Source organism: Candidatus Nitrotoga sp. AM1P (genome assembly GCF_013168275.1).
In the GTDB taxonomy this organism is placed as follows: domain Bacteria; phylum Pseudomonadota; class Gammaproteobacteria; order Burkholderiales; family Gallionellaceae; genus Nitrotoga.
Genome location: NZ_AP019547.1, coordinates 1,762,079 through 1,785,697 on the forward strand (window position 1 = coordinate 1,762,079; position 23,619 = coordinate 1,785,697).

At 47.8% G+C, this 23,619-nt stretch carries 18 protein-coding genes; 14 read left to right on the forward strand and 4 right to left on the reverse strand.

Annotated features, from left to right (window positions below):
• Positions 1-37 precede the first annotated feature (37 nt).
• From thrC to W01_RS07875, 3 genes are all read right to left on the reverse strand, one after another.
• The gene (gene thrC, locus W01_RS07865; protein ID WP_173053602.1) at positions 38-1,471 is read right to left on the reverse strand and encodes a threonine synthase; all 1,434 of its coding nucleotides are present in this window, start codon (positions 1,469-1,471) and stop codon (positions 38-40) included.
• A gap of 97 nt (positions 1,472-1,568) precedes the next feature.
• Complete coding sequence (locus W01_RS07870; RefSeq protein ID WP_173053604.1) at positions 1,569-2,882, reverse strand: homoserine dehydrogenase; 1,314 nt, start codon at positions 2,880-2,882, stop codon at positions 1,569-1,571.
• 100 nt (positions 2,883-2,982) lie between these two features.
• Positions 2,983-4,221 (reverse strand): pyridoxal phosphate-dependent aminotransferase, encoded by a 1,239-nt coding sequence (locus W01_RS07875; RefSeq protein ID WP_445082546.1) that lies wholly within the window; start codon positions 4,219-4,221, stop codon positions 2,983-2,985.
• A gap of 191 nt (positions 4,222-4,412) precedes the next feature.
• Between W01_RS07875 and W01_RS07880 the strand changes: the two genes are divergently transcribed.
• From W01_RS07880 to W01_RS07905, 6 genes are all read left to right on the forward strand, one after another.
• Positions 4,413-4,781, forward strand: a complete 369-nt coding sequence (locus W01_RS07880; RefSeq protein ID WP_173053606.1) for an Mth938-like domain-containing protein — start codon at positions 4,413-4,415, stop codon at positions 4,779-4,781.
• 334 nt (positions 4,782-5,115) lie between these two features.
• On the forward strand, positions 5,116-5,649 hold the full coding sequence (locus tag W01_RS07885; RefSeq protein WP_173053608.1) for a PAN domain-containing protein: 534 nt from the start codon (positions 5,116-5,118) through the stop codon (positions 5,647-5,649).
• Between the two features lie 75 nt (positions 5,650-5,724).
• Positions 5,725-6,042, forward strand: coding sequence for a hypothetical protein (locus W01_RS07890; protein WP_173053610.1), 318 nt, complete (start codon positions 5,725-5,727; stop codon positions 6,040-6,042).
• A gap of 166 nt (positions 6,043-6,208) precedes the next feature.
• Complete coding sequence (locus W01_RS07895) at positions 6,209-6,538, forward strand: hypothetical protein (protein ID WP_173053612.1); 330 nt, start codon at positions 6,209-6,211, stop codon at positions 6,536-6,538.
• 125 nt (positions 6,539-6,663) lie between these two features.
• Positions 6,664-7,128 (forward strand): bacterioferritin, encoded by a 465-nt coding sequence (gene bfr, locus W01_RS07900; protein WP_173053614.1) that lies wholly within the window; start codon positions 6,664-6,666, stop codon positions 7,126-7,128.
• 500 nt (positions 7,129-7,628) lie between these two features.
• Positions 7,629-9,071 (forward strand): DUF4139 domain-containing protein, encoded by a 1,443-nt coding sequence (locus tag W01_RS07905; RefSeq protein WP_173053616.1) that lies wholly within the window; start codon positions 7,629-7,631, stop codon positions 9,069-9,071.
• Between the two features lie 63 nt (positions 9,072-9,134).
• Here W01_RS07905 and clpB read toward each other — a convergent pair whose 3' ends face one another.
• The gene (clpB, locus tag W01_RS07910; RefSeq protein WP_173053618.1) at positions 9,135-11,714 is read right to left on the reverse strand and encodes an ATP-dependent chaperone ClpB; all 2,580 of its coding nucleotides are present in this window, start codon (positions 11,712-11,714) and stop codon (positions 9,135-9,137) included.
• A gap of 350 nt (positions 11,715-12,064) precedes the next feature.
• Between clpB and W01_RS07915 the strand changes: the two genes are divergently transcribed.
• The 8 genes from W01_RS07915 (at position 12,065) to W01_RS07950 (ending at position 23,604) form a co-directional block, all read left to right on the forward strand.
• Entirely contained in the window at positions 12,065-12,421 is a 357-nt protein-coding gene (locus tag W01_RS07915; protein ID WP_242006910.1) for an EAL domain-containing protein, read from the forward strand.
• A 300-nt stretch (positions 12,422-12,721) separates the two neighbouring features.
• On the forward strand, positions 12,722-15,607 hold the full coding sequence (locus W01_RS07920; RefSeq protein ID WP_173053622.1) for a Tar ligand binding domain-containing protein: 2,886 nt from the start codon (positions 12,722-12,724) through the stop codon (positions 15,605-15,607).
• A gap of 247 nt (positions 15,608-15,854) precedes the next feature.
• Positions 15,855-16,244: a response regulator gene (locus tag W01_RS07925; protein WP_173053624.1), complete on the forward strand. Its 390-nt coding sequence runs from the start codon at positions 15,855-15,857 to the stop codon at positions 16,242-16,244.
• A complete protein-coding gene (locus W01_RS07930) occupies positions 16,237-17,916 on the forward strand; it encodes a diguanylate cyclase (RefSeq protein ID WP_173053626.1) in 1,680 nt (559 codons plus the stop codon). The genes W01_RS07925 and W01_RS07930 overlap by 8 nt, the downstream gene beginning before the upstream one ends.
• 118 nt (positions 17,917-18,034) lie before the next feature.
• Positions 18,035-20,047, forward strand: coding sequence for a PAS domain-containing sensor histidine kinase (locus tag W01_RS07935; RefSeq protein ID WP_173053628.1), 2,013 nt, complete (start codon positions 18,035-18,037; stop codon positions 20,045-20,047).
• Positions 20,048-20,205: 158 nt separating this feature from the next.
• Complete coding sequence (locus W01_RS07940) at positions 20,206-21,327, forward strand: IS4 family transposase (protein ID WP_173053630.1); 1,122 nt, start codon at positions 20,206-20,208, stop codon at positions 21,325-21,327.
• A gap of 255 nt (positions 21,328-21,582) precedes the next feature.
• The gene (locus W01_RS07945; protein ID WP_173053632.1) at positions 21,583-21,831 is read left to right on the forward strand and encodes a hypothetical protein; all 249 of its coding nucleotides are present in this window, start codon (positions 21,583-21,585) and stop codon (positions 21,829-21,831) included.
• Positions 21,832-22,587: 756 nt separating this feature from the next.
• The gene (locus W01_RS07950; RefSeq protein WP_173053634.1) at positions 22,588-23,604 is read left to right on the forward strand and encodes a M12 family metallopeptidase; all 1,017 of its coding nucleotides are present in this window, start codon (positions 22,588-22,590) and stop codon (positions 23,602-23,604) included.
• The last annotated feature ends 15 nt before the right edge of the window (positions 23,605-23,619 follow it).

Here is a 23,619-nt window from a genome sequence, read left to right on the forward strand (position 1 = left end):
CATCAACTATTCCAAGGATACGGGCGAGTGTTGAGCTCTAATTCGGAATGTTGGCAGCGATGTATGCCTTAAGCTTTTCCAAATCTGCGTCCATCACCTCGACACGTTGTGGTAATTTTTCGATAGATTCTAATCCGGTAGGCCGTTCTGGATTGCGTCCGAGTGCCTCGATGATGGTGTCTTCAAACTTGGCGGGCAACGCGGTTTCCAAGCAGATTAGCGGCAAGCTGGGACGGCGTTGTTCGAGGCCGACTTTGATCCCATCTGCGGTATGGGTATCGACCATTACGTCGTAGTCTTGCCATAGTTCGCGGATGATTTTAAGGCGGTCGAGGTGCGTGCTTTTTCCGGAAGCGAAACCAAATTTAGACAGCTCATGCCAATAGGGCGTGCCCTTGATATCGAACGCGCCCCCTGCATCAATGCTGCTCCAGAATTCGCGCACCTTGGCTGCATCGCGTCCAACCAGATCAAATATAAAGCGTTCGAAGTTGGATGCTTTGGAGATATCCATCGACGGACTGCTGGTGTGATAGGTGTGATCCGTCGCGCGCGGGCGATAGACGCCGGTTCTAAAGAACTCATCCAATACATCATTTTCGTTAGTGGCAAGAATAAGCTGGCCGATGGGCAAGCCCATCATGCGCGCAATGTGACCCGCGCAGATGTTACCGAAATTGCCGGAGGGCACCGAAAAGGCTACTTTCTCATCGTTGGATTGTGTCGCGGCAAAGTAGCCCTTGAAATAATAGACGATCTGCGCCGACACGCGTGCCCAGTTGATCGAATTAACCGTGCCGATTTTATATTTAGCCTTGAAGGCGTGATCATTGGATACTGCCTTGACCAAGTCCTGCGCTTCGTCAAACACGCCACGGATGGCGATGTTGAAGATGTTTGGATCTTGCAGTGAATACATTTGCGCACGCTGGAAAGCGGACATTTTGCCGTGCGGCGACAACATGAACACGCGGATGCCGCGCTTGCCGCGCATGGCGTATTCCGCCGCTGAACCGGTGTCACCGGAGGTGGCGCCGAGAATATTAAGTTCTTCGCGCTGTTTATCCAGCACGTACTCGAACAGGTTACCCAGCAATTGCATCGCCATGTCCTTGAACGACAAGGTTGGGCCGTTGGATAATTCTAAAATATGCATTCCCGATTCCAGCGTACGCAGTGGGGCAATTTGCTGAGTGTCGGAATCAGCGCGAGCGTTGTGATAGTTGGCAGAGGTATAAGTCTTGCTAACGATTACCTTGAGGTCGGCTGCAGGAATATCCGTTGCAAATTTGGACAGTACGGCATAAGCGAGATCAGCGTAAGGCAGATTGCGCCAGTTATTCAGATCGGTTCGCGTTATTTGTGGGTATTCTTCCGGCAGGTACAGGCCGCCATCGGGCGCGAGTCCACCGAGCAGGATTTCGGTGAAATTTTTAGCGGGTGAATTGCCACGTGTAGAGATGTATTTCATTGTTTTGCTCGCTTCGCTTTTAATCCCTATTCTTTTTACAGGAGAAAGAAGTAAGGAATAAGTTTTAACAAGTGTTTCTCCGTAGAGAGGGAATGCCTTATTTGCCCAATTCTTCCATGCGGATGCGCGTCACTTTACCCACTACCACTGATAGTTTTTCAAGCCGGGCAATAGCTGCATTGACGCGTTTTTCGAGGGTCAAATGGGTAAGCAGAATCAAATCCGTCTCGTCTTCACCCTCACCGGGTTCTTTCTGAATCAAGGCATCAATCGAAATCTTCTCATCAGCCAGCACGCGTGTGATATCGGCCAGCACACCAGGTTCATCATGCACCCGCAGGCGCAGGTAGAAACAGGTCTGCACCTCAGCTATTGGCAGAATGGGCAGGTCGACCAATTGATCCGGCTGGAATGCCAAATGCGGCACACGATGTTCCGGGTCGGCAGTGTGCATACGCGTTACATCAACCAGATCGGCAATCACTGCACTGGCCGTTGGTTCGGCACCCGCACCCTTGCCGTAATACAACGTCGCACCGACTGCGTCGCCCTGCACTACCACCGCATTCATCGCACCTTCCACATTGGCGATCAGTCGTTTGGCGGGAATCAAGGTGGGATGTACGCGTAACTCAACACCTGCCATCGTACGCTTGGTAATTCCGAGCAGTTTGATGCGGTAGCCGAGTTGTTCAGCGTACTTTATGTCCTTTGCATTAAGCTGGGAAATACCCTCAATATAAACCTTGTCGAATTGCATCGGAATACCGAACGCAATCGCAGAAAGTATGGTGATCTTGTGCGCTGCATCCACCCCTTCGATGTCGAAGGTCGGATCGGCCTCCGCGTAACCCAAACGCTGCGCCTCTTTCAACACGGTATCAAAACTTAGCCCCTTATTACGCATCTCGGATAGGATAAAGTTGGTCGTTCCATTAATAATCCCGGCAATCCACTCAATGCGATTGGCGCTCAGGCCCTCGCGTACCGCTTTGATAATCGGCACACCGCCCGCCACTGCCGCTTCGAATGCAACCATCACACCCTGCTTTTGTGCCTCAGCAAATATTTCGTTGCCATGCATGGCCAGTAGAGCCTTGTTTGCAGTGACTACATGCTTTCCATTCGCAATGGCCTTAAGCACCAATTCTTTAGCCACACCGCAACCGCCGATTAGCTCAATAACGATATCCACTTCCGGGTCGCTCACCACAGCGAAGGCATCGTTAACTACACGACAGGCGCCCTGTGTAATTTCATTGGCACGCGCTACATCTTTTTCCGCTACTGCGACAATGCGTATGGGACGACCCGCGCGGCGGGAAATTTCTTCAGCATTGCGTGACAACACAGTAAATGTACCCGCACCTACGGTGCCCATACCCAGTAGACCTACGTTCATTGGCTTCATTATTTTTTACTCCAAAATTCAATTCGTTTATTCATCCCCTCTCGGCCTCCCCTGAGAGTAGGGGAATTGGGAAGGGTTAGGGCACGTTTAGATCGCCTTTTTATTTCTTCCCAAAACGTTTGCGGTAATACTCCAGAAAACGCGCAATTCGGCCAATCGCTTCGACTAAATCGTCCGCATTAGGCAGGAACACCACGCGGAAGTGGTCAGGATTCGGCCAGTTAAACCCCGTACCCTGAACAACTAACACCTTCTCCGTTTCCAGCAGTTCAAGGATAAATTTCTGATCGTCATTGATTGGGTACATCCTGGAATCCAGGCGTGGAAACATGTATAGCGCGGCTTTCGGCTTGACACATGTAACACCCGGAATAGCGGTAAGCAATTGGTAAGCAAGATCCCGTTGCTTGCACAACCGTCCGGAAGGCGCGACCAGATCATTGATGCTCTGATAACCTCCCAACGCAGTCTGGATGGCAAATTGCCCGGGCACGTTTGAACATAACCGCATCGAAGCGAGAATGCCCAGGCCATCAATATAGTCCTGCGCGTGCTTCTTTCTGCCCGACACAATCATCCAGCCGGCACGATAGCCACAAGCGCGATAATTTTTGGACAAACCGTTAAACGTAACGAACAGTACATCATCCGCCAACGAAGCAATAGAGGTATGGCTCACGCCGTCATAGAGCACCTTGTCATAAATTTCGTCGGCGAACACAATGAGTCTGTTTTTGCGTGCGATTTCGATAATTTCTTGCAGCAACGAATCCGGGTATATCGTACCAGTAGGATTATTCGGGTTGATCAGCACGATAGCGCGTGTGTTGGATGTGATTTTGCTGCTGATGTCAGCCACGTCCGGTAACCAGTCAGCCTGCTCGTCGCATAAATAGTGGCGCGGCGTGCCGCCCGCCAGGGTAACCGCCGCTGTCCATAGCGGATAATCCGGTGCTGGTACCAGTACTTCATCGCCCGTATTCAACAGTCCCTGCATGGACATCACAATTAATTCGGATGCGCCATTACCAATAAAAATATCCTCCAACCCTACCCCGGCGATATTCTTTTGCTGAGCGTAGTGCATGATGGCTTTGCGCGCGGCAAACAATCCCTTTGAATCAGAATAACCGGAAGAGTTAGGCAGGTTATGTATTACGTCTTGCTGAATTTCTTCCGGTGCTTCGAAGCCAAATGACGCCAAATTGCCAATATTCAGTTTTATAATACGATGGCCGTCTTCTTCCATCTGCTTGGCGCGCGCCATCACGGGGCCGCGAATGTCGTAGCAGACGCTGGCCAGTTTGGTGGATTTCAATATAAGGGGCACAATTTCCATATCTGTGCTGTCCGGATGTTTCAATGGGTTCTCTCAATCTGTTGCTTCAAAATTGTGACATCAATCCACTGGGTGGTAGAATTTGATACGAACGAAAAACGTCATAAATACACTTATAGCCCTTGCAATTACTGACTACAAAGGGTGTGATTCTAACCGAGCGCGCTTGGGTCAGCAAATGGAGAACTCTCGTGAAACTGCATCTCAACACCCGCACAGACCAAAATATTTTCACTGCCCACGGTGCTGGCTATGTCACGGTCAGCGGCCAGTGCTTTGAGCATTCCATAGTGGTTACGCCGGAACAGGTATTCAGCGATTGGCAGCCGCAAAATTTCGATGCATTAAATGAATCGCACTTTGTTTATCTTCTAGCCATGAAGCCAGAAATTGTGCTGCTCGGAACTGGTGCGCAGCAGCGTTTTCCGCATCCACGCCTATATCAGCAATTGACTGCGGCCGGCATCGGCGTGGAAAGCATGGACACCCCCGCCGCTTGCCGCACTTACAATATACTTATGGGAGAAGACCGCAAAGTGGTTGCCGCCATCTTGTTATAACCTGTTATGAGTTATAAATAGTAAGCCGCATCACACAAAATCCCACCCTTCAAGTTAGCACTTTCCACCACTTGAATTACAACTTGCCCATTTTCCGCTGCGCATCCCGTTTGGTCACCTTAATTTCATCCGGCATTAAAAATATTCAAAAAATATGAATTTTTTAGCCAAAATAAGCAATTTGCTTATTCGCTTTTTATAGTTGTTATCTTAGGATTCGATTCTGACCACCTTATTTTTTGGCGCATTTTTAATGTTATAAAAAGTAAAGCAGACGCTTGGTTTTAGTCGTTGCCAGGCGACGTTTATTAGTATATTCAGCGGAGGATATATCATGCGGGCCTACCTTCTTGTTGTAGCCGCGATGCTGGTGTTTTCCGTATCAGCACAAGCTGTCGATGGATTCAATTTGCCCGGTTCCGATTATGCCAATTTCAACGCACATTCGGCATTTGTCTGTAGAAACTCATGCGGGGGCGATCCTCGATGTCAGGCTTGGACTTGGGTCAAGCCGGGAATCCAGGGGCCAAGTGGACATTGCTGGCTCAAGGACCGAGTTCCCACTCTGGTTAAGGACAATTGCTGCAACTCCGGCTCAGGCGAACACATTTCAAAGCGCGATCTGAAGGCAGAAGATAATACCAATCGTCCGGGATCAGACTATAACAATTTCTGGATCGACTCATGGCAGACCTGCGAGACTACATGCATGAACGATCAAATGTGTGCGGCTTGGACTTATGTGCGGCGGGGAATTCAGGGGCCACGTGGCCGTTGTTGGTTGAAGGCGGGTGTTCCCTTTCCGGTGAGTGACCGGAACACGATCTCCGGCGTGAAGTTTCGGTTTAGATCCGTTCGTATCGATTAACTCAGTGCTTAATAATCCACTCACTTTATAAATTCAATCTACTTAACAATTTTTTTAATTCTTGATGTTATTTAAATGGAGGTAAAAAATTATGCAAAGGAACAGCAATCAATCTCTGGTTTCATTCCCATAAACGTCGGGGCCGGCAAAAGTAATCTGGATGCCGCCTTGTGGTGGCCTGAATCAGCAGCGCAGACTCACAACGATATCGACGTACATCTGATTGATCCATCGGGTATTGAGCGGGCCAAAGGCTACTCAGGCGTCAGTGTCTTCGAGCGAACTGGTGTGAGCGGTGCTCTGCAAACGGGAACCTGGGTGATCCGAATCAGAGGGTACAATGTTCCAACGGGGTCTCAAACAGTGTATTGGGCAACCCACGTTCGCAATTAATTGCGATGCTGACAGGGGTACGACGAGCTTTTGTTACAGTCATTCTGGCAGCTTATTTTGGAATCGGCTGTAAGCCATTCGCAAATACAAGCGAGTCTGGCAAGACGAGCGACCAGCGACCTACATCGGAGGTACCAGTGGCTCCCGGGCCGTATGAAAAAAAGCCATGTCGCAAAATGGAAAGCTGAAACCTTTGCAAGTTTTTGCAGACAAATCCTTCTATCGGGAAAGGCCGGAACCAGAGGAAGCTCTTATCGGTATGTTTCAACTGGCCCATGTTCGAGAGGGGCCAAATACACGCGACATGCCATTCAGGCTGGTTGTTGGTGCAGATAAACTAAAGGTATACGTGGCTGGTCTTGACGTTGAAACCCTTAGGCCATATGTCGGCCATGAGGTCGAGGTTGTCGGCAAACGAATCGATCAGCGCATAGAAGGTTATGGAATCGAAATCTGGATCGCGACTATTGAAAATACGGTTCTAGAATCGAAATAAATACCTGGTGCTGTTCGACTTCTGCTGGAGTATCAGCTATCGTATACTTTTACCTTTAAAGAAAAAATATAAAGCGTATGAATAATTAGCCATCTGGTTGATGGCTATAACCTAAGGAGATCATCATGAAAGGCAATAAAGACATCATTCAGTTTCTCAATCGCCAACTGAAACACGAGCTGACTGCCGTTAATCAGTATTTTCTTCATGCACGCATGTACAAGAACTGGGGTTTCAATAGCTTGGGCAAGCACGAATATGAGGAATCCATCGAGGAAATGAAGCACGCTGATCTGCTGATAGAGCGCGTTTTGTTTCTGGAAGGTCTGCCTAATTTGCAGGAACTTGGCAAGCTGATGATCGGCGAGAAAGCCGAGGAGTGCGTGGCCTCTGATCTCAAGCTAGAATTGGGCGCACGCGAAAATCTGGTCGCTGGGATGACCGCTTGCGAAGGTGCTAACGATTATGTTTCTCGTGAAATTTTTAAAAAAATTCTGGAAGACACCGAACAACACATTGATTGGCTGGAAACCCAGTTGGACGTGATGCAGAAAGTCGGCATCCAGAATTGGCTACAAAGCCAGATGTAGATCGTTCTGAGTTGGGGGCTTAATTCCACGCCTGTTTACATCAGAAAGGGGCGTTCTTCATGAGTTTTTCTTGCGTTGAGCTTGTGCAGACCGCTCCTATCACTTGCGCGATTCAGCTATTTGTGGATCGTGGTTGGATCCATCTCATCGTGGGGCAATCCCCTCGCTCGATTTTCCTTCCTCACACTCGCTCAACGGTCATCTGTCATATTAATCTTGAGTTTTTCAATCAAATTTGTGGTCATACTTTGATACAAAATGTGACCTTTGTGTTGCTATTAAAATTTCTAAAGTGTCGGGCTATTTATAACTTATGAGTAAAATTAAAGATACCAAGTATCAATTTGTATAAGCGGTAAATCACCTCAACATTCGGGTACGCTAAGTGTGGAATACAGAACACCGTTTGGAACATTCTTTAAAGAAATACGCTATATCAAGCCACCGTAAGATGGCGTACTTCAAATTTTGAATTTGCGGACTATATAAGGAGAAGCTAAATGCCCAAGGTATCAATTGCAAACATGATTGTAGCGAGCTCCCTGTTAACATCTCTAAATGGAGTTGCTGCTCCTCGGGATGAGAAAGTCACAACAGTGTCAGATCAAAAGGAAGTAGCTGTGACGATTTACAACGACAACCTGGCTTTAATTAAAGATGCGCGCAGGGTAAAACTGGATCGTGATTTCAATAACCTGGCCTGGCGCGAAGTCTCCGCTCAAATGCAGCCCGAGACGGCACTACTGCGTAATCTTACCAATCCCGGTGGATTCCGTTTGCAGGAGCAAAATTTCGATTTTGATTTGTTGACGCCGCAAAAACTGCTGGAAAAATATCTCAACAAAGAGGTGACAGTAATTCAAACCAACCCAGCCACCGGTACGGAAATCAGAGAAACAGCCACAGTACTTGCAACCAATGGGGGTACCGTACTCAAATTTGCCGATCGTATAGAGACCGGCGTCCCTGGTCGCCTGGCATTTTCCGGTGTTCCGGAGAACTTACGCGATAAACCTACTCTGGTTGTCTCACTTATCAACCCGATGGCGGGCGAACAAAATCTTGAGCTTTCCTATTTGACTGCCGGGCTATCATGGCGCGCCGATTATGTAGCTGAATTAAATGAACGTGATGATCGCCTTGATCTCAATGGCTGGGTTACGCTGACCAATCAAAGTGGGGCAGCGTATCCGAATGCCAAGCTGCAACTGGTGGCCGGCGATCTGAACCGGGTTCGTCAACCGCAATCCATTCCGCGCAACATGATGGCTATGGCGTCGAAAATGGCGGATGCGGAGGAAATGAAAGAAGAATCCCTGTTTGAATATCATCTCTATACGCTGCAACGCACTACGACATTAATGGAGAATCAGACCAAACAGGTGGCGCTGATGTCTGCATCCAGCGTACCCATAAATAAAGAGTTTTTGTTGGCAGGCGCGAATTACTATTACTCTGGACAGTATGGAGACATTGGTCAGAAGCTTAAAGTGGGGGTGTTTGTAGAATTTCAAAACAAGGGCGATGGCTTAGGGATTCCGCTCCCCAAGGGGGTAATCCGGGTTTACAAAAAAGATGCTCAGCGCAATGCCCAATTTGTAGGTGAAGATCAAATTAATCACACACCTAAAAATGAGTCTATTCGCCTGAAATTGGGAGAGGCATTTGATGTAACGGCCGACAAGAAGCAGACAGATTTTCAGAAATTGGCCGGAACGGGGCGTTCTAGTAACATCTTCGAAAGTGCCTACGAGATCGTATTGAAAAATGCCAAGAACGAGGCAGTCACCGTGGTGGTAAGAGAACCCATGCCTGGTGACTGGACGATGATATCCGAATCTCAACCACACACCAAGGTGACATCCGGCACCGCAGAATGGAAAGTAGCGGTACCCGCTGACGGCAAGGCCACATTGACTTACCGGGTGCGTGTCAAATATTGATATTGAAAAGTGAACTAGTCTCAGATTGAAACTAGTTCACTTCAACGGCATTTTTATATGATCTTAGCCTTTATCGAACCTCATTATTCCACCCAAGCAATGAATCTTGATGGTGTCTTTAGCGGCGAAGCGGCCTTCCAGAAGCTGTTTGGCAAGCGGATTCTCCAGTTGTGACTGAATAGCACGTTTAAGCGGGCGAGCTCCATAAGTAGGATCGAATCCGGCGGTAGCAATTTCCGTCAGAGCGGCATCGGTAATTTCAAGTTTCATATCCATCGCAGCTAAGCGGTTTTCCAAATAGCCCAACTGGATACGTGCAATAGCCTTAATATTCTTTTCATCCAGCGCATGGAACACCACTACTTCGTCTATGCGGTTGATGAATTCAGGACGGAAATAATTCTTTACCTCGCCCATCACAGCCAGTTTGATGACCTGGTAATCGTCGCCTGATAGCTGTTGGATCATTTGACTGCCAAGGTTCGAAGTCATTACAACCACTGTGTTCTTGAAATCTACGGTACGCCCCTGCCCGTCCGTCATTCGGCCATCATCCAGCACTTGCAGAAGTACGTTAAACACATCTGGGTGCGCTTTCTCCACTTCGTCCAATAATATGACGGAATAGGGTTTGCGTCGTACAGCCTCGGTAAGCCCGCCGCCCTCTTCGTAGCCGACATAGCCGGGCGGCGCACCGATCAGTCGCGACACGGAATGCTTTTCCATGTATTCACTCATGTCGATGCGGATGAGGTGATCTTCTGAATCGAACAAAAACCCGGCCAACGCCTTACATAATTCGGTCTTGCCGACTCCAGTGGGTCCTAAAAACAGAAAAGATCCATAGGGACGGTTAGGATCCCCAAGCCCAGAACGTGAACGACGGATTGCGTCCGAGACCAAGCGTACGGCCTCGTCCTGTCCAACCACGCGCTCGTGCAACTTGGTTTCCATCTGCAGCAGTTTGTCACGCTCGCCCTGCATCATTTTGGAAACCGGAATACCGGTGGCGCGACTCACCACTTCTGCAATTTCTTCCGCACCCACATGCGTGCGTAGCAACCGATTCTGAGGTTTGGCTGCCTCTGCCTGATTCGCCTCTTTTAATTTCGCTTCAAGTTGCGGGAGTTTGCCATATTGCAACTCGGCCACTTTGTCCAATTTGCCTTCACGTTGCACCCGGATAATTTCGGCACGTACGCGTTCGATTTCTTCCTTTACCTGTGCCGTGCCATGAGCCGAGCCTTTCTCCGCTTTCCATATCTCTTCCAGGTCGGCATATTCACGCAACAGCTTTTCAATCTCGTCTTCGATAAGTTGCATACGTTTTTTCGATGCCTCATCCTTTTCCTTCTTTACTGCTTCGCGTTCAATTTTCAACTGAATCAGGCGCCGGTCAAGTTTGTCCATCACTTCCGGTTTGGAGTCAATTTCCATTTTGATACGCGCGGCGGCTTCGTCGATCAAATCAATTGCCTTATCCGGCAAAAAACGATCAGTTATATAGCGGTGCGACAATTCTGCCGCTGCCACGATAGCCGGATCGGTAATCTCCACACCATGGTGCAACTCATATTTTTCCTGCAAACCACGCAAGATAGCGATGGTTGCTTCTACTGTCGGCTCATCCACCAGCACCTTTTGGAAACGACGCTCTAGCGCGCCATCTTTTTCAATGTATTTACGGTATTCATCCAGTGTCGTGGCGCCGATGCAATGTAACTCGCCCCGGGCCAACGCTGGTTTCAGCATGTTGCCCGCATCCATTGCACCCTCAGCCTTGCCCGCGCCGACCATGGTATGCAGCTCGTCAATAAATACGATGATGCGTCCTTCCTCCATGGCTATTTCCTTCAGCACAGATTTCAAGCGTTCTTCGAATTCGCCGCGATATTTCGCACCGGCCAGTAGCGCCGCCATATCAAGCGACAACACGCGCTTGCCCTTCAGGGATTCCGGTACTTCTTCGTTGACAATACGCTGCGCCAAACCTTCCACGATAGCGGTCTTACCCACGCCCGGTTCACCAATCAAAACTGGGTTATTTTTGGTGCGGCGTTGCAGAACTTGAATAGCGCGACGAATCTCATCGTCACGTCCGATCACCGGATCCAGCTTGCCTTGACGCGCACGCTCGGTCAGGTCCACAGTATATTTTTTCAGTGCCTCGCGTTGACCCTCCGCTTCCTGGCTACCCACATTTTGTCCACCACGGACCGCGTTGATTGCTTGCTCCAACGCTGTACGGACGACACCGTGCTGCTTCAATAGACGCCCGCATTCACCCTTGTCTTCGGTTAGCGCTAACAAAAACATTTCCGAAGCAATAAATTGGTCGCCACGATTTTGCGCTTGCTTGTCGGTAAGATTAAACAAATTAGCGAGATCACGTCCAACCTGCACCTCGCCGCCATGTCCTTCCACCTTGGTCAGACGCGCCACACTTTGCGTCAACGCCTCTTTTAAAGGAACAACATTCCCACCTGCGCGTGCAAGCAGTGAGACCGCGCCACTATCGACATCGTTGAGCAATGCCAGCAATAAATGCTGCGGCTCAATGAATTGATTGTCACTACCCACAGCCAAACTCTGGGCATCAGACAGCGCCTGTTGCAGCTTAGTCGTAAATTTGTCAAATCGCATAATCGCTCCTTAAATAAAAGTTATGGATTAATAGATGGGGCAGTTGGCAGAAATTTCAAGTATCCCAAAGCTATAGTTGATAGATTGTGTTGGAACAACAAGACGGAAGGGCACGAGCCGAAAGGCACAGGCGTATAGTGCAATTTCGGAACTACCCGTCACATGTGCAAGCTACAGGAAATAGCTGAGCGTATAAAAGTTACTTTGAATATGTTCCTGTAAAGTATGCGGCTTAATTTTAACAATGTATTGTCGAACTTGAATCCGCCTTCTTATAACTTACCTAAAGCATAGTACTACTTAGCTCATGCGACAAAATCAGCATGCAGAATGCCGGGCCTATTAATTCCATGTTTCATACACTTGCAGATTTGGGCGTAAAGCTTTCGATCGATGATTTCGGTACCGGCTATTCCAGCCTGAGTTACCTGAGACAATTCCCGATCGGCAGCCTGAAGGTCGACCAGTCGTTCGTAAGCCAGATGTGCCGCAACCCGGACGATGCTACCGTCGTCAGTGCCGTGATAAGCATGGGTAAAAGTCTCAAGAAACGCATCATTGCGGAGGACATAGAAACACGAGAGCAATACGAATTTCTGCTGGCTCAGGATTGCGGCGAAGGTCAAGGCTACTACTTTAATCATCCATTGGCAGCAAAGGAGCCGACCGCCTTATTGCAAACTGGCATTTCACTTATTGCGGATTAAAACTAAATAATCCATCAGCAGATTTTCACCAGAACGAGCATTACGGGTGGATGTCTGATGATAGCTCATAATTATTCGAATCAAGCTATACATCGTCATGAGCTCGGTTGGTATAGTGGAATCCAACTACTTACTATAAGCAGCGAATTGTTTTTAATAACATTGATGCGTGAATACAGCTAGTGACAAGTAACCAAGGCGAGTGTGCTTTCTCCATATGAACAAATCCTTCAGGCTAGCCAGGTGCAACAGCCTTCGTCCGTAGCAATATCGATAATGTCGCTTACCCATGTAAAAAATATGATGAAAAATTTAACCATTCAATCGCGCTTGATCTTCTATTTTTGTTTGATGGGAGCTACCTTGCTGGGAATCGGATCGGTTGTCCTTTTTGAAATGAACAGCGCTAAAGACAGCCTTAAAACTATTTATGATGACCGCCTCCTTGCGCTTGATCAAATAACGGATATTGAATCGCTGATACTGGAAAACCGCCTCGTTATAGCGGGTAGTCTGGTGACGCCGACGCCTGATATGATTAGACTTAATACCGCAAAGATCGAAAAAAATATCGCGGAAATCGAAAAAATATGGAAAGCCTACATGGCCAACCATCTCACGTCTGAGGAAAAGGTACTGGCGGCGAAATTTGTCGATGACCGTAATAAATTAGTTACTCAAGGTCTGAAGCCAGTAATAGTCGCATTGCGGGCCAATGACATCAAGAAAGCAAATCAAATCGTCGTGGAAGATATCCAGCTCCTTTATCAACCAGTTGGGAATGGTATCAAGACACTCGGCAAGCTGCAATTGACCGTGGCAAAGCAGAAATATGATGAGATACGTGGCCACTACGAGACTATTCGTAACATTTCAATCGCTACGGCAATCATTGGTTTAGGGTTCGTTCTATGGATTGGATTTCTGCTTGTCCGCGCCATTATTCGTATCGCAGGTGATGCCAGGGAAATCACCGATCGTAGAAATTATGAGCGCGAAATTCTTGCGACGCGAAACCAGCTGCAAGCTACGCTCAATGCGATCCCCGACTTGCTGTTCGAGCTAGGATTGGACGGACGTTATTATTCTTATCATTCTCCGCATGTTGAATTACTAGCGGCCCCGCAGGAAGAACTTCTTGGTAAAACAATATTTGAAGTCCTCCCGGCCGATGCAGCGGATATCGGAATGTCCGCATTACTAGAGGCTAATGAAAAAGGTCGTTCACAAGGCAAACAATTCGAGCTTATACTTCCGCAAGGCAAGTTGTGGTTCGAACTGTCTATCTCCCGTATGCCTACTGAGCTTGGCCAGGAACCACGTTTCATTTGTCTTTCGCGCGATATTACAGAACGCAAGCAAGCCGAGCATGAATTGACCCGCTTAGGGCGTGTTCTCGACGAGTCATCGAACGAAATTTATGTGTTCAATGCGCAGACATTGCATTTCACCATGGTCAACGCCGAGGCGCAGCGCAACTTGGGTTATTCCATGGATGAACTCAAGGGGTTGACAGTGTTAGACCTCGAACCCAATCTTACACATAACCTATTCGAGCAGCGTATCAGCACTCTCCGGCTTGGAAAGCAGGACGTTGTGATTTACGAGGCCGAGCATCGAAGGAAGAATCAGAGCCTCTATCCCATAGAGGCCCGTCTACATCTACCAGCCAAAGAATATCCACCAGTATTTGTCGCTATTATCCAGGACATCACCGAACGCAAAAATATCGAATGCATGAAAAGCGAATTTATTTCTACCGTCAGCCATGAGCTGCGCACGCCGCTGACCTCCATCCGAGGTGCGCTCGGGCTTGTCGCCGGTGGAGCGGCGGGTGATCTGCCACCGCAAGCCAAGGTGCTGGTGGACATTGCGCACAAGAATAGCGAACGCTTGATTCTGTTAGTCAATGATATTCTCGATATGGAAAAAATCGAGGCCGGCAAGATGGATATTCACTGTAAACCGGTTGAATTGATGCCTCTCTTACATCAGGCGCTGGAAGCAAATTGCGCCTATGGTGAGCAGTTCAATGTGAGCTATGAACTGGAAAACGATGTGCCGGACATCATGGTGAATGTGGATGCTAACCGTTTGATGCAGATTCTGGCCAATCTGCTCTCCAATGCCGCCAAATTTTCGTTCGCGGGCGATAAAGTGATGGTTGCCGTTATTGTCAGCGGCAACCGGGTTCGTGTGGCCGTGAAGGATCATGGCAGCGGCATTGCCGAGCCATTCCGTAACCAGATTTTCCAGAAATTCGCCCAAGGTGATTCCTCTGACTCCCGCAAGAAAGGGGGCACGGGCTTGGGGCTTTCCATCACTCGGGCGATTGTCGAAAAGATGGGCGGTATGATCGGTTTTAGTTCAGAACCCAATGTGTTGACCACTTTCTTTATCGAATTTCCGATAGAGGCAAAGATAGCCGACCTCTCTTCTGACAAGACTGAAGAAAAAAGCAAGCGAATCCTCATTTGTGAGGACGATCGCCTCATCGCCGCGTTGCTACACTTTATGTTGGAACAGGATGGCTTCGTGGCCGATGTTGCCTACGATACCGTACAGGCAAAACACATGCTGGCACAGAATCATTATGCGGCCATGACGCTTGATCTGTCGCTACCTGGCCAGGACGGCATCGCGTTTATCCGTGAACTGCGCATGGAGGAGAAAACCGCCAAATTACCGATCGTAGTGGTTTCGGCCCGAGCGATTGCGGGCAGCCTGGAATTGAATGGCGAGGCGTACAGTGTAATTGACTGGATCCCCAAGCCGATTGACAAAGAGCAGATGGTGTTGGCGATAAGGCGCGCAGTGGGGCGATTTTCCGGCATCCGTCCTCGAGTACTGCATGTCGAAGACGATCCTGATATCTTTAACGTGATGCATGGCCTCGTAGGTGATATGGCTGATCTTGATCATGCAGGCATGCTTGCCGAGGCGAAACACTTGCTTAAGCAGTGCCGTTACGACCTGGTAATCCTCGACCTCACCTTGCCCGACGGTTCGGGTCAAGAACTTTTATCCCTATTGAATGGCGCAACGCCACCGATCCCGGTGATGGTATTTTCAGCCCGTGAAATTGAGCGAGAAGAAATCCGGAACGTGGCTTCCTTGATGGTGAAATCGCGTACCAGCGATGCACAATTGCTGGCAACCATAAAACGATTGATCGGAATTGAATAGCATGGTGAAATCAGGAAAAGATCCGGTAATAGTGGTAGATAGAGACAATATGATGTGTGAGGTACCGAAGTGTATTTTGCATAGCGAGGACTATCCAGTAATTGACGAAGCATCCAACAACCAGAGTACACATGAATAAAGTATCTGCCACGATAGAAAAAGAAGCGAGTGGTTTTATGAGCAAGTCACTTCATCCTGCCAGCGTCTTGGACAAGATAGCGATATTTCTCAAGAGAAAGGGATCGTAATGGCAGACAAGTTGGTGCGTATTTTGTACGTGGAAGATGAACCGGATATCCAGATGGTGGCGCAGCTCGCCTTGGAAGCGCTGGGCGGATATACCATGGCGATATGCAGTTCGGGTGATGAGGCTTTACAACTGGCACCAGCGTTTCAACCCCAGCTATTTTTGCTGGACGTGATGATGCCGGGTATGGATGGGCCAAGCACGCTCAAAATGTTGCGTACCCTGCCTCAATTTACCCACACACCAGTAATTTTTATGACCGCCAAGGTTCAGCCCGGTGAGGTTGCAGGTTACAAGGAGCTCGGAGTAATCGATGTCATTCCCAAGCCTTTCGATCCGATGATGCTGGCAAGCAGGGTGGAGGAGATATGGGGGCACTATCATGACTGATCCAAGCGTGCTGCAAGCAAAGTTAGAACGCCTATGCGATGTTTACGCCGCACAATTGCCTGAAAAACTCAAGCATATCGAGCAAATGTGGGAGCAGTTGCCTCAGGATAATTGGGATGGGGAGGGTTTTCAAACCTTACATCGCATGGTGCATAGTTTGACCGGTTCAGGAAAAACCTTCGGGTTTGCCTTACTCAGTGATGTGGCACGCAATCTGGAAGAACATCTAAAGCAGATTGTTCAGACAGAAACAGCATTGAACGAAGATCAACGTCAGCATATACAGAAATTGATGAGTGAGCTACGTCAAGTCGCTATTTACCGAGAGGCTTTGTTTAATAACCAGGCTGATTCGATCGCAATTGCGCCACCCAGCTACGATGCTCTCAGTCCTCGTCGCATTTTTTTATTGGAGGATGATCCCGAACAGGCAGAAGAACTGAAAGTTCAACTCGGCTATTTTGGCTATGAAGTCACGGTGTTCAATACGCTGGCTGATTTCCGGGTTGCCATGCAGCAAACTGTTGACGTAGTCATACTAACGGACATTTCTTTCCCCGATAATAGTTTGGGTGGGGTTGAGGTCGTAAAGGAAATTCAGGCAGGACGAGAGACGCCTCTCCCTGTGATTTTTATCTCTGCGAACGATGAGTTTGTGATACGACTTGAAGCGGCACGCGCGGGTGGCATTGCCTATTTAAGCAAACCGCTAAATATCGGCAAACTAATTGATAAACTCGATGCTCTGACATCGACTTTATCAACTGTGCCGTACCGTGTCATGATTATTGATGATTCAGTAGATATTTCTACCTATTACAGCGAAGTATTGGAACAGGCTGGAATGGTGTCAATGGTAGTTCACAACCCGCTTAATGTGATCAAAACTTTACTTGAGTTTGCTCCCGATCTGATCTTAATCGATCTTTATATGCCGAAATGCAATGGGATGGATTTAGCCAAGGTCATTCGACAACTTGATGCCTTCGTCAGCATTCCGATTGTATTTCTTTCGGCCGAAATTGATCTCGACAAGCAGTTGGTCGCCATGAGCTTGGGTGGTGACGATTTTCTTGCCAAGCCAATACTACCGCAGCATCTGATTTCTTCCGTGAATAGCCGTATTCGACGATCTCTCATTCTGCGTTCCCTCGTGCTGCGCGATAGTTTGACCGGATTGTTCAATCACACTGCTATAAAAGATGAGTTGGACCGCGAAGTTGTTAGATCAAAACGACATGGAACATCCTTAGCTTTTGCGATGATTGACATTGATCACTTCAAACAGATCAATGACACCTATGGCCATCCTATTGGGGATCGTGTAATTAAAAGCCTTGCGCGTTTACTGAAACAACGGTTGCGCGCAAGTGACTTGGTGGGACGATATGGAGGCGAAGAATTTGCGGTAATCCTGGTGAATGCCGATAGAGCGACGGCATTACAAGTGCTGGATACTATCCGCAAGGACTTCTCCCAATTGCGTTACCTGTCGGATAGAAAAGAATTTACCGTTACGTTTAGTTGTGGGATCGCTGATATATCTCAGTTTCGCGATGTTACCAAACTAATTGAGGCATCAGACAAGGCTCTTTATAATGCCAAACATGCCGGGCGCAATCAGGTGGTATTGTCGGATGCTCCTGTAGCGGAAGCTGCGAGTTCTATCTAATCAATTTATTTGTCAGAAAAGTGAATCCGCCTAGTTAGAATACGTACTAAATGGGCGAAAATTAGCGAATAATGCGCCCCTACGTAAGTTTGGATTATCCAGGCTGCCAGGAGCGTACATGAGCAAGAAGAATTCAAACGATCCGATTCAAGGGCACTCTAAAGCGGAGATGCGACTTGTCAGTACTTCAGCGGCGGAGGGGACTCCGCGTTCTACCGAGGAACTTCTGCATGAGCTCCAGGTGTATCAGATTAAATTGGAGATGCAGAATGAGGCATTGCGGCAGACGCAGGTCGAACTAGAGAAATCTCGCGACCTCTATGTAGATTTTTATGACTTTTCCCCTGTTGGCTATATCACCCTTAGCCACGATGCTATTATCAACGAAATCAATCTTACCGGTGCCGCGCTCCTCGGGATGGAACGTGGCAAGTTGCGGCACCGCCGTTTTGCCCCTTTTGTTTCCCCTCAAGATCGTGACCGATGGCATCGTTACTTTCTGTCTGTTCTAAAACATGGTCATAAAGAAGAATGTGAGTTTCAATTCCAGCGAAACGACGGATCAAGATTTTTGGGACTATTGCATTGCTTGCTACTGAAAAATGATGGTGAAAAATCAGTGGTACGTGCAGTCCTGACCGACATCACCAAGCTTAAGCAGGCGGAGGCAGAAATTGTCGCGACAAACATTGAGCTTCAAGCCACACTTGATGCTATACCTGATTTGTTATTTGAGATTGGAATGGATGGGCGTTATTATAATTACCATGCATACCGCACCGATTTGCTGGCGACATCTCCTGATGTACTTCTAGGCAAGACCATCTTTGAAGTTCTTCCACCGGAAGCAGCAAAGATATGTATGTCAGCTCTACAAGAAGCCTCGGAACAAGGTCGGTCAACTGGAAAAGTAATTTGCCTGCCCCTGCAACAAGGTGAGCATTGGTTCGAACTCTCAGTGGCATTCAAGAGCGAGAGTAACAGTCAGGATAAACGCTTCATTGTTCTCTCGCGAGACATTACGGCACGCAAACAGGCCGAAGTGGATCTTCGTATCGCCTCCGTTGCCTTTGAGTCGCAAGAAAGCTTGATGATCACCGATGCCAACGGCGTAATCTTGCGAGTCAATAAGGCATTTATCGAGACCAACGGCTATACGACCGAGGAAGCTGTGGGTCAGACACCGCGTCTGATCCAGTCCGGCCTACACGACGACGATTTTCACCGCGCGATTTGGGAGACCGTTCAACGCACAGGGACATGGAAAGGAGAGGTATGGGGCCGACGCAAAAATGGTGAGCTATATCCAAAATGGCTGACTATTTCTGCCGTTAGAGGGGGCGATTGCGCTGTAACCCACTATGTCATAGCCTATATTGACATCACCGAACTAAGAAATGCCAAAATTGCGGCAGAGAAAGCGAATCGTGCAAAATCGGATTTTCTTTCCAGTATGAGCCATGAACTGCGTACCCCGCTCAATGCCATTCTTGGTTTCGCTCAATTGTTAGAGTTGGATCCACCCGCGCCAACTCCTATTCAAATGATCAAGATTCAAGAAATTCTTCATGGTGGATGGTATTTGCTGGATTTAATTAATGAAGTTCTTGACCTTGCTTCAATCGAGTCCGGTAAGGTAGCGCTGTCACCAGAGCTTATGTCACTGCAAGAAATTCTGCTCGAATGCAAAACCATGATAGAACCGCAAGCGGAACAGCGTGACATCAAAATAAATTTCCCTCAGCTCGATATTTCATTTTTTGTCTATGCCGATCCAACTCGAATAAAGCAAGTTTTGATTAATCTATTGTCCAATGCGATTAAATATAACCGCGTGCATGGAACAGTTGAGGTGACATGCACCGCAAATGCCCTGAAACAATTTCGCATCAGTATTAAGGATACCGGCGAGGGATTATCCCCGGAAAAACTTGCGCAACTGTTTCAGCCATTTAATCGTCTTGGGCAAGAAAACAGTGCAGTCGAAGGAACAGGTATCGGTCTGGTGATGGTCAAGAAACTAATAGAACAGATGGGCGGTAAGATCGGTGTGGAAAGCACGATAGGTGTGGGAAGTGAGTTCTGGTTTGAACTGCCTGTTGATGGCGTTGTAGCGAGCTTGGCAGTTTAGTACGGGCCCAAGAATTAATTAATCAAGAACAGACCTGTCCGGTGATTCGAATTCAGCAGCAGCACAGTAACCAATTGAATTCAGTTAACTAAATGCCATATTTTTTGTAACCGATTTCAACTTGCAGCAGACTTCCGATTTTTGTCGGGAGTCTGGATATGCATGCCGGGAAACTCGTGTTCGCTCAATTGATGGCGCACCTGCCATTGCATACTTTCCGTCAGTGTGTCGCCAATTATTCAAGTCGATATCCGACGCTTACGTTTTCACATCTCGATCAATTCCTCTGTCTAGCCTTCGCGCAGCTTACGTACCGCGAAAGCCTGCGCGACATCGAAACCTGTCTGCGCGCGCACCAAGCCAAACTCTATCACTTGGGTATCCGAGGCAGCATCACCAGGAGTACGCTGGCCGATGCGAACGAATCACGCGACTGGCGCATCTATCAAGATTTTGCGCTCAGCCAAATCAAAGTGGCACGCAAACTCTATTCACAAGACAGCTTTGTCGTGGAGCTAGAGCAGACCGTCTACGCACTCGATACCACGACTATCGACCTGTGCTTGAGCGTCTTTCCTTGGGCTCGCTTTCGCCAAGCGAAAGCGGCGGTCAAGATGCATACACTGCTCGATTTGTGCGGCAATATTCCAACCTTCATTCACATCAGCGACGGCAAGATGCACGAGGTCAATGTGCTCGACATCCTGATACCCGAAGCCGGCAGCTTTTACATCATGGATCGGGGCTTCATCGATTTCGCTCGCTGGTTCACGCTGCATCAAGCGCAGGCGTTCTTCGTGATTCGTGGCAAATCCAATCTGCTCTTTCATCGCGTTTACTCCCGCGCTGTGGACAAGTCCACTGGACTCTGTTGCGATCAGACCATCGTGCTGACCGCGCCGAAGGCTCGCAAGGATTACCCTCGTCATCTTCGACGCATCAAGTTCTACGATGCAGAACACGACAGGCATCTGATCTTCCTGACCAACAACTTCGACTTGCCTGCGCTGACTATCGCCCAGCTTTATCGTTGCCGTTGGCAGGTCGAACTATTCTTCAAATGGATCAAGCAACATCTTCGAATCAAGAAGTTTTACGGCACCACCGAGAACGCAGTCAAAACACAAATCTGGATTGCCATCACTGTTTACGTTCTGGTCGCCATCGTCAAAAAACGACTCAATACCGATGCTTCGCTTGACACAATTCTACAAATCTTGAGCCTCACTCTTTTCGAAAAAACACCAATTGATCAATTGCTTAAAAACACGGAGGAATAAATGCAAACTCATCATGGTAATAACCAAATGAATCTATTCAATTAAAAGTCCGAACGCCAATGTTTAAATATAATAAAATTAAGACCAGTATGTAACCACCCTTGCTCGATTGCACGAGCTTCAAATAGTTTGTAAATATTTCCAGGAGCCTTCATATTCAACTCATCACACTGCTGCTTGCCGTTACTATCTCAAGCGTTGCAATTGCAGCCCCCGTTATGACCAAGAAAATCAACCCTGACGGCACAGTTACCTATGCTCACCATTGACCCAGTGGGAGACCCGAAGGCCGGCTCTCCAGAAACAGTCCCCCAAAAATTAAGTAAGGAAATTGATAAACAAGCAAGAGAAGTAGGTGTCCAAGTTATTGACATAACATCAAAACCTGTCATGACAAAGAAAGTTAACTCTGACGGGACGATTACTTATGACCCAATTGACCCAAAGGCCGATTTCACGGAAACCGTTCCCCAAAAAAAGACAAGGAAGTTGATGAAAAGTTAAAAGAGCTCGGGGTGAAGGTTATAGACATAACACCCAAGAGTGAGTTAACACCAAAAAAATAATCTTTCAATCTTGGACTCACTCAAAAATACCTCCCTATGGCCGTTGGCCATGATTGATTCCAGTTTGTCTGTCTGTTAAGTCCATTTGCATTCCTTTTACAATGAGGGAAAAGATCTGCGCACGAGAAGACATACCGTATAAAAAAATTAATTCTTCCAGAGAATAAACCTGCTCTACCTTCTTGTTTCCTCCCGTACGCGGATATACGCACATCATCATGAATGTATTTTTGGCGGCAAACACCAGAGAGTCGAACTCTATTCCCAAGGGACACAATGCTTCACCTTAAAACACGAGTGTCACCTTCGGTGATTGTCTAGCTAGTTGCCGCTTAAATGTTTTTGTTCATGTTGCTATTTTGTACTCTAAGCTCCCTTCTTATGTTCATCTTTAATGTGCTGATATCTGGAACGTCATTGATGCTAGTGTTAACCACTGGGCTGCAGGAGAACGAGCTTATTCGGCCTGTAATTTTAATTAAATGGTAGAACGTCCTTTAATCAAAAATAAGCAATTTGCTTATTCGCTTTTTTTGGGTGTCGCCCTACTATTGTGCCCTTGCCGGAATAGTAACTTCCAGGTGAAGAAGATAATTTGATATGAGCAGTTCGTAAGGTCCATTATTCAATGGACATATCAGAATAGTATAAACATTGACTAAAAATTCAGCTTTTTATTACTAAGGAGATGACTATGAAAGAGAATCTAAAAATTTGTCACGACAGAATTCTGCCGCTTGATCTTGTCCGCCCACAGCAGACTATCAAGCTTGGCATTGGGCCCGCGCGGGCGGTCCTCGTTTTCAGAAAGATGTGGATCACTGGATCGACACTACGCGTACGATTCATGGGCGGGACCGATGCTCAGCAAGCAACCGCCAAAAAACAAGCGCTTTGGTGGCTTCCACATGCGAATTTAAAATTCGAGTTTAACAATGCACCCGACGCAGAGATTCGCATTGCTTTTGATTCTTCGGATGGGGCGTGGTCCTATATCGGCACAGATTGTCGATTGATCCCACCCGATCAGCCCACGATGAATCTTGGATTTCTCGATGGTGGCACAGCCGCCCATGAGTTCGGCCACGCTATTGGTCTTGGACACGAACATCAAAATCCGGCTGGCGGAATTGAGTGGAACGAGGAAGTCGTAATCCGCGACTTGAGCAGACCGCCCAATAGCTGGCCCCCGGAACAAGTCCGGCAAAATGTTTTGGAAAAATATGCGGTTGATCAGATCAGAGGGACGGAATTCGATCCCGATTCGATCATGCTTTACTTTTTTCCTGACAGTTGGGTCAAAAACGGCCATGGCACCAAAGAAAATAACGAGCTGTCAGCGGTGGACAAGACCTTCATTGCCAGCACACAAGCCTATCCGCACACTGCGGTTCAAGCGATCGAGTTAGGCATCAATGCAGCGCCCGTATCGGCCGCGATCGGTCTACCTGGTGAAGAAGACTTGTTCAAATTCACCGTAAAAAAGAGCGGTCGCCATATCATACAAACGGGCGGTCAAACCGATGTGGTGATGAAACTGTTCGGCCCTAACAGTCAAACCAGTCTTATCACCGAAGACGACGATGGTGGAATTGGGCTAAATTCGAGAATCGCAGCTGAGCTCATCCCGGGACAATATTTTGCCCAGATTCGACATTATAATAAGGCTCAAGGTACTGGCTCGTACAGCATCAGGGTGAACAAAAACTAAACAATCAGTTTCCCT

Coding starts and splice junctions, on each gene's coding strand:
- thrC (WP_173053602.1), bottom strand. CDS start 1,471: ATGAAATACATCTCTACACGTGGCAATTCACCCGCTAAAAATTTCACC.
- W01_RS07940 (WP_173053630.1), top strand. CDS start 20,206: ATGCATGCCGGGAAACTCGTGTTCGCTCAATTGATGGCGCACCTGCCA.
- W01_RS07895 (WP_173053612.1), top strand. CDS start 6,209: ATGTCGCAAAATGGAAAGCTGAAACCTTTGCAAGTTTTTGCAGACAAA.
- W01_RS07890 (WP_173053610.1), top strand. CDS start 5,725: ATGGAGGTAAAAAATTATGCAAAGGAACAGCAATCAATCTCTGGTTTC.
- clpB (WP_173053618.1), bottom strand. CDS start 11,714: ATGCGATTTGACAAATTTACGACTAAGCTGCAACAGGCGCTGTCTGAT.
- W01_RS07870 (WP_173053604.1), bottom strand. CDS start 2,882: ATGAAGCCAATGAACGTAGGTCTACTGGGTATGGGCACCGTAGGTGCG.
- W01_RS07925 (WP_173053624.1), top strand. CDS start 15,855: ATGGCAGACAAGTTGGTGCGTATTTTGTACGTGGAAGATGAACCGGAT.
- W01_RS07875 (WP_445082546.1), bottom strand. CDS start 4,221: ATGGAAATTGTGCCCCTTATATTGAAATCCACCAAACTGGCCAGCGTC.
- W01_RS07920 (WP_173053622.1), top strand. CDS start 12,722: ATGATGAAAAATTTAACCATTCAATCGCGCTTGATCTTCTATTTTTGT.
- W01_RS07945 (WP_173053632.1), top strand. CDS start 21,583: ATGCTCACCATTGACCCAGTGGGAGACCCGAAGGCCGGCTCTCCAGAA.
- W01_RS07935 (WP_173053628.1), top strand. CDS start 18,035: ATGAGCAAGAAGAATTCAAACGATCCGATTCAAGGGCACTCTAAAGCG.
- bfr (WP_173053614.1), top strand. CDS start 6,664: ATGAAAGGCAATAAAGACATCATTCAGTTTCTCAATCGCCAACTGAAA.
- W01_RS07885 (WP_173053608.1), top strand. CDS start 5,116: ATGCGGGCCTACCTTCTTGTTGTAGCCGCGATGCTGGTGTTTTCCGTA.
- W01_RS07930 (WP_173053626.1), top strand. CDS start 16,237: ATGACTGATCCAAGCGTGCTGCAAGCAAAGTTAGAACGCCTATGCGAT.
- W01_RS07915 (WP_242006910.1), top strand. CDS start 12,065: ATGTTTCATACACTTGCAGATTTGGGCGTAAAGCTTTCGATCGATGAT.
- W01_RS07905 (WP_173053616.1), top strand. CDS start 7,629: ATGCCCAAGGTATCAATTGCAAACATGATTGTAGCGAGCTCCCTGTTA.
- W01_RS07950 (WP_173053634.1), top strand. CDS start 22,588: ATGAAAGAGAATCTAAAAATTTGTCACGACAGAATTCTGCCGCTTGAT.